Source organism: Streptomyces sp. NPDC005566, from assembly GCF_040605575.1.
Taxonomy (GTDB): Bacteria; Actinomycetota; Actinomycetes; order Streptomycetales; family Streptomycetaceae; genus Streptomyces.
Genome location: NZ_JBEXDB010000035.1, coordinates 25,811 through 38,060 on the forward strand (window position 1 = coordinate 25,811; position 12,250 = coordinate 38,060).

Annotated in this window: 2 protein-coding genes; both read left to right on the plus strand. The window is 72.9% G+C overall.

Annotation, left to right across the window (positions count from 1 at the left end; genetic code table 11):
• The first annotated feature begins 13 nt into the window (after positions 1–13).
• Entirely contained in the window at positions 14–4,627 is a 4,614-nt protein-coding gene (locus ABZS61_RS33680; protein WP_356429970.1) for a type I polyketide synthase, read from the plus strand.
• 1 nt (position 4,628) lies between these two features.
• The coding region (locus tag ABZS61_RS33685; protein ID WP_356429973.1) for a type I polyketide synthase at positions 4,629–12,250 on the plus strand (7,622 nt) is incomplete at its 3' end.

Consider the following 12,250-nt stretch of genomic DNA (forward strand, 5'->3'; position numbering starts at 1 on the left):
CGGGAGCACGAACATGGCCACCACCGAAGAGCTGCTGCGCTACCTGCGGCAGGCGACCACCGACCTGCGTGAGGCCCGCCGGGACCTCCGCGACCTGGACGAGCGTACGCGCGAGCCCGTCGCGATCGTGGGCATGGCCTGCCGGTATCCCGGCGGAGTCACCTCGCCCGACGGCCTGTGGGACCTCGTCGACAGGCGTGGCGACGGCCTGTCCGGCTTCCCGGCCGACCGCGGCTGGGACCTCGGCCGGCTGCCGGCCGACGGCCCCCGCGAGGCGGGATTCCTGCACGACGCCGGCCGGTTCGACGCGGCGTTCTTCGCCATGTCCCCGCGTGAGGCCCTGGCCACGGATCCCCAGCAGCGCCTCCTGCTGGAGACCTCCTGGGAGGCGATGGAGTCCGCCGGAGTCGACCCCACGACGCTGCGCGGCAGCCGTACCGGCGTCTATGTCGGCCAGATGTACCACGACTACATGGTCGGCGCGGGCGAGATGCCGGCCGGCAGCGAGGCGTACCTGGCCACCGGCACCGCGGGAAGCGCCGCGTCCGGCCGCGTCGCCTATTCCTTCGGTCTGGAAGGCCCCGCGGTCACGGTCGACACCGCCTGCTCCTCGTCGCTGGTGACGCTGCACCTGGCGTGCCAGGCGCTGCGGGCCGGTGAGTGCGACCTGGCGATCGCCGGCGGCGTCACCGTCATGGCCACCCCTGAGGTGTTCGGGGCGTTCGGCGTCGACCAGGGCCTCGCCCCGGACGGCCGCTGCAAGTCGTTCGCTGCTGCCGCCGACGGGATGGGCTGGTCCGAAGGCGTCGGCGTGCTGCTGGTGGAGAGGCTGTCGGACGCGCTGCGCGACGGCCGTCGGATTTTCGCGGTGGTGCGGGGCAGTGCGGTGAACCAGGACGGCGCGTCGAGCGGCCTGACCGCACCGAACGGCCCGTCGCAACAGCGGGTGATCCGTGACGCCCTGGCGAGCGCGCGCCTGTCCCCCGCGGACGTGGATGTCGTGGAGGCGCACGGCACCGGTACACGGCTCGGCGACCCGATCGAGGCGCAGGCGCTGCTGGCGGTCTACGGCCAGGAGCGAGGCGAGGGCGCCGAGCCGTTGCGGCTGGGGTCGGTCAAGTCGAACATCGGCCACACCCAGGCCGCGGCGGGCGTCGCCGGCGTGATCAAGATGGTCATGGCCATGCGGCACGGTGTGCTGCCTTCCACCCTGCACGTGGACGCCCCGTCGCCGCGGGTGGACTGGTCGGCGGGCGCGGTGGAGCTGCTGACGGAACCCCGGGCATGGCCGGCAGCGGACCGGCCGCGCCGTGCCGCGGTGTCCTCGTTCGGCATCAGTGGCACCAACGCGCACGTCATTCTGGAGGAGCCTCCCGCCGCGCAGGCCGTCGAGGCGGCGCCGACGCGTGGCGGGAGTCCCACTCCGGTGCCGGTGCCGTGGCCGGTGTCGGCGAAGTCGGCGGACGCGTTGCAGCAGCAGATCGAACGGCTGCGGGAGTTCGTGGCTGAGCGTCCCGAACTGGACGCGGTGGACGTCGGCCGGTCGCTGGCCACCACCCGGGCCGCGCTGGAACACCGCGTGGTCCTTGCCGGGGACACGACGCTCGCCACAGGTGTCGCGGGCGAGGGCCGAACCGCGTTCCTGTTCACCGGCCAGGGCTCGCAGCGCGCAGGCATGGGCCTGGAACTGCATGAGGCGTTCCCGGTGTTCGCGGAGGCCTTCGACGCGGTGTGCGCACGGCTCGACGCCCGGCTGGAACGACCGCTGCGTGACGTCCTCACCGACGGCACCGCCCTCGATCGGACGATGTGGGCGCAGGCGGGCCTGTTCGCCCTCGAAGTCGCTCTGTTCCGGCTGGTGGAGTCCTGGGGCGTCACCCCGGGCGTGCTGCTGGGCCACTCGCTGGGCGAGATCACCGCCGCGCACGTCGCGGGGATCCTCGACCTGGACGACGCGTGCGTCCTGGTCGCCGAACGCGGCCGCCTCATGCAAGCCCTGCCCGAAGGCGGCGGCATGCTCGCCGTCCACGCCACCGAAGCCGACGTCGCCGACTCCGGCCTGGACCTCGCCGCCGTCAACAGCCCCCACTCCGTGGTCCTCTCCGGCGACCTCGGCGTGATCGAGCGGTACGCGGCTCACTGCGCCGAGCAAGGACGCCGATCCACCGTGCTGTCCGTGTCGCACGCGTTCCACTCCACTCTGATGGAACCGGTGCTGAAGGAATTCGCCGACGTGCTGGAAGGTCTGACGTACCACCCGGCACGGATCCCGGTCGTGTCGAACCTGACCGGAGCGATCGCCGGACCCGGCGCCATGCAACAGCCGGGGTACTGGCTTGACCAGGTTCGCCGCCCGGTGCGTTTCGCCGACGGTGTCGCGGCCCTGGGGGACCTCGGCGTGACGCGGTACCTGGAACTCGGCCCTGACGGAGTCCTCTCGGCCATGGTCCGGGAGACCGTCGGTGACGGCGTGTTCGCGCCGGTGCTCCGCAAGGGGCGGGGCGAGGTCGAGACCTTGCTGGCGGCGGTCGGCCGGCTGTGGACGGCCGGCGCCGACGTCGACTGGCCCGCCGTGTTCGCCGACCGGGGCGACCGGGGCGGCCGGGTCGTCGACCTGCCGACGTACGCGTTCCAGCACCAGCAATACTGGCCGCAGCCGACCGTGAACATCGCGGCGGACCCGTGGCGGTACTCCGTGGGGTGGAAACCAGCGGAGCCCGTCATGTCCGCGCCGGTACTGGACGGCACCTGGCTGGTGCTGCTGCCGGGCTCGACGAAACACCCCGAAGTGGCAGAACGGTGCGTACAAGCGCTCGCCGACGCCGGCGCGCGCGTCGTCACGGTACGGGCGGACGCGGCAGGCCTCAGGGAGCGCGTGGCCGAGGCATGTGCGGACGGCGACGAGCCCACCGGTGTGCTGTCGTTCGCCGGGCTGACGGCCGGCGACGGCACCGGCGGCCCCGTCCCGCCCGCGGCGGTCACCAGCATGCTGGCCACCGTGGAAGCACTGCGGCACAGTGGCGTCCAGGCGCCGGTCTGGTGGATCACCTCCGGCGGCACCGCCGTCGACGACGGCGAGACGGTCGACACCGACCAGGCGCAGGTGTGGGGCCTCGGCCGGGTGGCGGGGCTCGAGCTTCCCGAGATGTGGGGCGGTCTGGTCGACGTCGGCGACGCCGCCTCGGGTGAGCGTCTCGCCGAGGTCCTGGCCTCCGGCGTCGAGGACCAGGTGGCGCTGCGTCCGGCGGGCGCGTTCGTCCGGCGGCTGGCGCGCGCCGGCGGCGTACCTGCGGGAGAGTGGCGGGGCCGCGGCACCGTGCTGATCACCGGAGGCACCGGAGGGCTGGGCCGCGAGGTCGCACGGTGGCTGGCCCGGTCCGGAGCCGGGCATCTGGTCCTGGTCTCGCGGCGGGGCCCGGCAGCGCCGGGCGCCGACCGGCTCGTGGCCGAGCTGGAGAGCGCCGGGGCGACGGTGTCGGTCGTCGCGGGCGACATCGCGGACCGCGCGTTCGTACGGTCGGTCGTCGACCGGTACCACCCCTCGGGGGTGATCCACGCGGCCGGCGTGGGCGACCCGACCCCGCTGGCATCTTCGGGCCCGGAGGATTTCGCGCGGGTGATGGCCGCCAAGGCCGAGGGCGCGCGTCTGCTCGACGAGGCGTTGGGGGACACACCCCTGGACTTCTTCGTACTGTTCTCGTCGATCGCCGGGGTCTGGGGCAGTGGCGGTCAGGGCGCCTACGCGGCCGCGAACGCCTACCTGGACGCGCTGGCGACCAACCGGCGCGCACGAGGCGCCGTCGCGACGTCGGTGTCCTGGGGGCCGTGGGCGGGCGAGGGGATGGCCGGCGGGGCAGACGCCTCGGAGTATCTGCGGCGCCGCGGTCTGCGGGCGATGGCGCCGGGGTCGGCGGTTCGCAGGCTGGGCCCGGCACTGCTCGCCGACGACGGATGCGTGACGGTCGCCGACGTCGACTGGGCGGCGTTCCTCCCGGCGTTCAGCGCCGGCCGTGAACGCCCGCTGATCCACGACATCCCCGAGGTCGCACAGCTGACGTCCGCCTCCACCGAACCGGACGGCGCGCTCGCCGCCCGCCTGCGCGACCGGCTCGCGACCCTGTCCGGCGACGAGCGGGAAGCGGCTCTCGTCGGTGTCGTGCAGCGACACGCCGCGGACGTACTGCACTACCCGTCCCCCCAGGCCGTGACAGCCGACAAGGCCTTCCGCGACCTCGGCTTCGACTCTCTCAGCGCCGTCGAACTACGCGACCGACTGGCCGCGGAGACCGGCCTGCGCCTGCCCACGACGCTGCTGTTCGACCACCCCAGCGCGCGTTCCGTCGCCGGCCTGCTGCGGGCCGAGATGTTCCCGGACAGCGGCGAGGAGATCGACGAGGAACGCGCCGCGACGATCCGCCGGGCCCTGCGGGGAATCCCCTTGGCCCGCCTGGCCGCCGCCGGCCTCATCGCCCCGCTGCTGCGGCTCGCCGCGGACGAAAGTCCGGACGGCGGGACGGACGCGGACCCGGACATCCAGGAATCGATCGACTCGATGGACGGCGAGAGCCTGCTCAGGCTCGCTCTCGGCGATCCGGAGTCGGACGTACAGACAGATCGAGGAGCTTGAAATGGCCGCCGCCTCCATCGAGGACTACGTCAAGGCGCTGCGTACTTCTCTCAAGGAGACGGAGCGGCTCCGGGCGGAGAACCGCGAACTCACCGCGGCGTCACGCGAGCCGATCGCGATCGTGTCCATGGCGTGCCGCTACCCCGGCGGAGTCCGGTCACCAGGAGAGCTCTGGGACCTGGTCGACGCCGGCGGGGACGCCGTCACCCCGTTTCCCGCCGACCGCGGCTGGCGTCTGGACACGACCGACGAGGCCGCGTCCGGCGGATTCCTCGACGGCGTCGCCCAGTTCGACTCCGGCTTCTTCGGCATCTCCCCGCGCGAGGCCCTGGCCATGGACCCCCAGCAGCGTCTCCTGCTGGAGACCTCCTGGGAGGCGTTCGAGCACGCCGGGATCCTGCCGCCCCGGCTGAAGGACAGCCGCACGGGCGTCTTCGTCGGCGCGGCCCCGTCCGGCTACGGCATGGGCCTGCAGGCAACCGACGCCGGGCAGGCCTACACCCTGGCCGGCGGCGCCACGAGCGTCCTGTCCGGCCGCGTCGCCTACGCGTTCGGCCTGGTCGGCCCGGCCGTCACCGTCGATACGGCCTGCTCCTCGTCCCTGGTCGCCATGCACCTGGCCTGTCAGGCGCTGCGTGCCGGCGAGTGCTCGCTGGCTCTGGCCGGCGGCGTCACCGTCATCGCCACCCCGGACGTCTTCGGGGCCTTCAGCGTCGAGCAGGGCCTGGCCGCCGACGGCCGCTGCAAGTCGTTCGCCGCCGCCGCCGACGGGACCGGCTGGGCCGAAGGCGTCGGCCTGGTGCTGCTGGAGCGGCTGTCCGACGCCCGGCGCAACGGACATCAGGTCCTTGCGGTGGTACGGGGCAGCGCGATCAACCAGGACGGCGCGTCCAACGGCCTGACGGCGCCGAACGGCCCGTCGCAGCAGAGGGTCATCCGCCAGGCACTGGCGAACGCCCGACTCACCGGCGCCGACGTCGACGTGGTGGAGGCCCACGGGACGGGTACGCGGCTCGGCGACCCGATCGAGGCGCAGGCGCTGCTGGCGACCTACGGCCGGGAACGGGGCGACGGCGGTGAGCCGTTGTGGCTGGGGTCGGTGAAGTCGAACATCGGGCACACGCAGTCCGCGGCGGGCGTCGCGGGTGTGATCAAAATGGTCATGGCGATGCAGAACGAGGTGCTGCCCGCGACGTTGCACGTGGACGAGCCCTCGCACCATGTGGACTGGTCGGCGGGTGGGGTCGAGCTGCTCACCGAGCCGCGCCCGTGGCCTGCGGCGGACCGGCCACGGCGTGCGGGTGTCTCCTCGTTCGGCATCAGCGGCACCAACGCCCACGTCATCCTCGAACAGGTCTCGGAGTCAACCGAGTCGAAGCCGGTCACCGAGCCCTCGGTCATACGTCCCGGGCTGCTGCCGTGGCTGGTGTCGGCGAAGTCCGAGGCGGCGTTGGACGCGCAGGTGGACCGGCTGCGGGAGTTCGTGGCGGAGCGTCCGGAGCTCGATCCGGTGGACATCGCCTGGTCGCTGGCGACCGACCGGGCAGGGCTGGAGCACCGTGCGGTGCTGGCCGGGGACACGACGCTCGCCACCGGTATCGCCCGAGAGGGCCGGACCGCCTTCCTCTTCACCGGGCAGGGCTCGCAACGCGCCGGTATGGGCCTGGAGTTGTACGAGGCGTTCCCGGTGTTCGCTGAGGCCTTCGACACGGTGTGCGCACGGCTCGATGCCCGGCTGGGACGCCCGCTGCGTGAGGTCCTCACCGACGGCACCGGCCTCGATCGGACGATGTGGGCGCAGGCCGGGCTGTTCGCCCTCGAGGTAGCCCTGTTCCGGTTGGCGGAGTCCTGGGGTGTCACCCCGGACGTGCTGCTGGGCCACTCCCTGGGCGAGATCACCGCCGCGCACGTCGCGGGAATCCTCGACCTGGACGACGCGTGCGTCCTGGTCGCCGAACGCGGCCGTCTGATGCAGGCCCTGCCGGCCGGCGGTGGCATGCTCGCCGTCCAGGCCACCGAAGCCGACGTCACCGACTCCGGCCTGGACCTCGCCGCCGTCAACGGCCCGAACTCCGTGGTCCTCTCCGGCACCACCGAAGCCATCGAGCTCTACGCGGCCGAGTGCGCCGAGCGGGGCCGCCGGTTCACCATCCTCTCGGTGTCGCACGCGTTCCACTCCGCCCTGATGGAACCGATGCTGGACGAATTCGCGACCGTCCTGGCCGGCCTGGACTTCCGCCCTGCCCGGATTCCGGTCGTCTCGAACCTCACCGGAGCCGTCGCCGAACCCGGCCTGATGCAGGAACCCGCGTACTGGCTGCGACAGGTGCGGCAGGCGGTCCGCTTCGCCGACGGCCTCGCGGCACTCGAAGCCATGGGCGTGACACGCCATGTGGAGTTCGGGCCGGACGGCGTGCTGTCGGCCATGGCACAGGACACCGCCACCGAAGCCGATTTCATCCCCTTCCTGCGCAAGGACCACGAAGAGACCGCTACCGCCCTGACCGCGATCGGCCGACTGTGGACCTCCGGCGCCGACATCGACTGGCCCTCCGTGTTCGCCGGATGGGGCGGTCGGACGGTCGAGCTGCCGACGTACGCCTTCCAGCGGGAACGGTACTGGCCGAAGGACGCGACGCACGCGATCGGTGGGCAGTCGGCGGACGCCGCCTTCTGGGACGCGGTCGAACGTGAGGACCTGGAGGTACTCGCGGGTCTGGAGTCGGCGCTGCCCGCGCTGTCGGCGTGGTGGCGGCAACGCCGGGAACGGTCGACTCTCGACTCGTGGCGCTACCGGATCGTCTGGAAGCCCGTCGACCTGCCCTCCGGCGAGTCGCTCGACGGAACCTGGCTCGTCGTCACGTCCGGAGCGGCCGATGACTTCGGCGCCCGGCTGCGCACCGCCGGCGCGCAGGTCGTCCAGCTCGCTGTCGGCGAGGAGGACACCGACCACGAACGGCTCGCCGGCCGCGTCCGCGAGGTCCTCGACGGTGCGCGGCCGTCCGGAGTGCTCTCGCTGACCGGCCTCGACGACCGGCTCCTGCCCGGCACGGTCCTGCCCGTGGGGGCCGCGCTGACGGTCGCGCTGGTGAAGGCGATGAGTGCCCTCGAACTCACGGCGCCGTTGTGGACGGTGACCTCCGGCGCGGTCGGTGTCGGCCGGTCGGACCGGCCGGAGCACCCCGGCCAGGCGCAGGTGTGGGGTCTGGGCAGGGTGGTCGGCCTGGAGCTGCCCGCGCTGTGGGGCGGTCTCATCGACATGCCCGCGACGCTCGACGACGCCGCGGGCTCGCGACTTGTCGCGGCCCTGGCATCGGGTGCCGAGGACCAGGTCGCGGTCCGGGGTCCGGGGGTGTACGCCCGGCGGCTGGTGCGGGCCGGTGCCGCCGACGGCTTCGCTCCGGGCGGGCCGGACGGCGCATGGCGCGGCCGGGGAACCGTTCTCGTCACGGGCGGCACAGGTGCGCTCGGCACCGAGGTTGCACGCTGGCTGGCGAGGTCCGGGGTCGAGCATCTGATCCTCCTGTCCCGGCGGGGGCACGAGGCGCCCGGGGCCGACGAACTGGTCGCCGAGCTGGCGGTGCTGGGTGCGACGGCATCGGTTCTGGCCGGTGACGTCGCCGACCGGGAGTTCGTACGGCGGGCCCTGGAGCGGGTTCCGGCCGGATCGTCACTGACCGGGGTCGTACACGCGGCAGGCGCCGGCGATGTGACCCCCCTCGACACCGCCTGCGTCGACGACTTCGCACGAGTCGTGGCCGCCAAGGTCGGCGGCGCGATGTGCCTGGACGAGGTGCTGGAGGACACGCCGCTGGACTTCTTCGTGCTCTTCTCCTCGATCGCCGGGGTGTGGGGAAGCGGCGGCCAGTCGGCGTACGCCGCGGCGAACGCCTTCCTGGACGCGCTGGCGGTCACCCGGCGGGCCCGGGGCGTGGCGGCCACGGCGGTGTCGTGGGGCGCCTGGGCCGGCGCCGGGATGGCCGGCGGGCCCGAGATGGCGGCACTGCTCCGTCGTCGCGGGCTTCGCGTGATGGACCCGGAGCTGGCCGTGGCCGCGCTGGGACAGGCGCTCCGGGCCGACGACACCTGCGTGACCGTGGCCGACGTGGAGTGGGCGGCGTTCGCACCGGCCTTCACCGTCGGCCGCGCGCGCCCGCTCATCGACGACATCCCCGAAGCCCGGCCGGTCCTCGAAGCGGCCTCGGCGGCCGAGCAGGGCGACGCGTCCCCGCTCGTGCGAACGCTGGCCGCCCAGCCGGAGAACGAGCAACTCCGGTTCCTGCTGGACGTCGTCCGGCGCCACATCGCGGCCGTCCTGGGCTACCGGGGCCATACCGAGATCGCGGCGGACGCCCCGTTCAAGAATCTCGGCTTCGACTCTCTCACCGCGGTCGAACTCCGCAACCGTCTCACCGCGGAAACAGGGCTCCCTCTGCCCTCAGGCCTGGTCTTCGACCACCCCACGCCACAGGCTCTGGCCGCCCGGCTGCGCACCACGCTCCTGGGCATGCGGCCCTCCGGTGACGAGCCCTCCGCCCCTGCGAGCGTCACCGGCGACGAGCCTGTCGCCATCGTGGCGATGAGCTGCCGGTACCCGGGCCGGGTCGCCTCGCCCGAGGACCTGTGGCGGCTCGTCGCCGACGGTGTGGACGCCGTGACCGGCCTCCCCACCGACCGGGGCTGGCCTCAGGCCGAGCCGTCCGCCGCGGCCTCCTGGGCAGGCGGCTTCGTCACCGGCGCGGCGGACTTCGACAACGGCCTGTTCGCCGTCTCCCCACGCGAGGCCTTCGCAATGGACCCGCAGCAGCGGCTGCTCCTCGAAGTGTCCTGGGAGGTGTTCGAGCGCGCCGGGATGTCACCCCGCGCCGTGCACGGCAGCCGGACCGGCGTGTTCGTCGGCACCAGCGGCCAGGACTACGTCGGCATCCTTGCGAGCGGAGAGCAGGACACCGAGGGCCATCGCGGCACCGGGAACTCGGCCTCGGTCCTGTCCGGCCGCATCGCGTACACCTTCGGGCTGGAGGGCCCGGCGGTCACGGTGGACACGGCGTGCTCGTCGTCGCTGGTGGCCCTGCACCTGGCAGCCCAGACCCTGCAGAGGGGAGAGTGCGACCTGGCCCTGGTCGGAGGGGCGACCGTGATGTCCACCCCGACCGCGTTCGTGGAGTTCTCCCGGCAACTGGGTCTGGCCGACGACGGCCGGTGCAAGTCGTTCGCGGCGGCTGCGGACGGCACCGGATGGTCCGAGGGCGTCGGAGTACTGCTGGTGGAGCGGCTGTCGGACGCGCGGCGCAACGGCCATCAGGTCCTTGCGGTCGTACGGGGCAGTGCGATCAACCAGGACGGTGCGAGTAATGGTCTGACGGCGCCGAACGGTCCCTCGCAACAGCGGGTGATTCGTCAGGCGCTGGCCGCCGCCCGGCTGACGGGCGCCGACGTGGACGTGGTCGAGGCCCACGGCACGGGGACGCGGCTGGGCGACCCGATCGAGGCGGAGGCGCTGCTGGCGACCTACGGCCGGGAGCGGCGCGACGGCGGTGAGCCGTTGTGGCTGGGCTCGGTCAAGTCGAACATCGGGCACGCGCAGTCCGCGGCAGGCGTCGCGGGCCTGATCAAGATGGTCATGGCGATGCGCCACGGCGTGCTCCCGGCGACGCTCCATGTGGATGAGCCGACCCCCCAGGTGGACTGGTCGGCGGGCGGGGTGGAACTGCTGACCGAGGCGCGTTCGTGGCCCGAGGCGGACCGTCCGCGCCGAGCGGCCGTGTCCTCGTTCGGCATCAGCGGTACCAACGCGCATGTGATCCTGGAGCAGGCTCCGGAGTCCGTCGAGCGGGAGCCGGTGGCCGAGCCGTCGGTGACGCGTCCCGGGCTGGTGCCGTGGGTGGTGTCGGCGAAGTCCGAGCCCGCTCTGCAGGCGCAGGTGGACCGGCTGCGGTCGTTCGCCGCGGAGCGTCCGGAACTGGATCCGGTGGACGTCGGCTGGTCGCTGGCGACGACGCGTGCCGCCCTGGAGCACCGCACGGTACTGGCCGGAGACACGACACTCGCCACCGGTATCGCGCGAGAGGGCCGTACCGCGTTCCTGTTCACCGGCCAGGGTTCGCAGCGCGCGGGCATGGGGCTGGGGCTGTACGAGCGGTTCCCGGTGTTCGCGGAAGCCTTCGACGCGGTCTGCGCCCGGCTCGACGTACGCCTGGAACGCCCACTGCGCGAGGTACTGGCCGACGGCGTCGACCTGGACCACACCGTCTGGGCCCAGGCCGGCCTGTTCGCCCTAGAAGTCGCCCTGTTCCGGCTCGTCGAGTCGTGGGGCGTCACCCCGGACGTGCTGCTGGGCCACTCCCTGGGCGAGATCACCGCAGCGCACGTGGCCGGGATCCTCGACCTGGACGACGCGTGCGTCCTGGTCGCCGAGCGCGGTCGGCTGATGCAGGCGCTGCCCGAGGGCGGTGGCATGCTCGCCGTCGAGGCCACCGAAGCCGACGTCGCCGACTCCGGCCTGGACATCGCGGCAGTGAACGGCCCGAACTCCGTGGTCCTGTCCGGTACCACCGAAGCCATCGAGTACTACGCGGCCCAATGCGCCGCCCGGGGCCTGCGGTTCAACGTGCTGTCGGTGTCGCACGCGTTCCACTCCGCGCTGATGGAGCCGATGCTGGACGACTTCGCGAGCGTCCTGTCCGGCCTGACCTTCCACCCGGCCGACATCCCGATCGTCTCCAATCTGACCGGAACCGTCGCCGAACCCGGTGTCATGCAGCAGCCGGAGTACTGGCTGAGCCAGGTGCGGCAGCCGGTGCGTTTCGCCGATGCCGTAACGGCGCTCGAAGCGATGGGTGTGACGCGGTACCTGGAACTCGGCCCGGACGGAGTCCTGTCGGCCATGGCCCAGGACACCGCCACCGAAGCCCAGTTCATTCCCGTCCTGCGCAAGGACCGCGATGAGACCGACACCGCGCTCACCGCGATCACCCGACTGTGGACGTCCGGAGTCGCTGTCGACTGGCCTGCGGCGTTCGGCAGCTGGGGCGGCACGGTAGTTGATCTGCCGACGTATGCGTTCCAGCGTGAGCGGTTCTGGCCGGAGCTTTCGGTGACGGCTGCTGCGGGAAGCGGCGGTGGCGACCTGGTGGATGCCGCGTTCTGGGACGCGGTGGAGCGCGAGGACCTGGAGGAACTCGCCGGTCTGGAGTCGGCGTTGCCGGCCTTGTCCGCGTGGCGACAGCGCCACCAGGAACAGTCGACGCTCGACTCGTGGCGCTACCGGGTCACATGGAAGCCGCTGGACGGCCTGCCGTCGTCGGCGGTCCTCACCGGGGTATGGGCGGTCGTCGGCACCGAGGACCCCGAGGTGTCCGCCGCATTGGAGGCCGCGGGCGCGACCGTGGTCGGTGTCCCCGCCGGCGAGGTGTCGGGGCTGCCTGATGTGGCGGGTGTGGTGCTGTCCGCGTCGGGGTGGGCGGAGACGCTGGCCGTGGTGCAGGGGCTGGGTGCGGTGGCAGCCCCGTTGTGGGTGCTGACGCGGGGCGCGGTGTCCGTGGGCGGTTCGGACCGGCTCGGCAATCCGGACCTCGCGGCGGTGTGGGGTCTGGGACGGGTCGCGGCACTGGAACTCCCGCA

Bases quoted from the DNA above. Each gene is read 5' to 3' on its own strand.
- ABZS61_RS33680 (WP_356429970.1), top strand. From the start codon at position 14: ATGGCCACCACCGAAGAGCTGCTGCGCTACCTGCGGCAGGCGACCACC.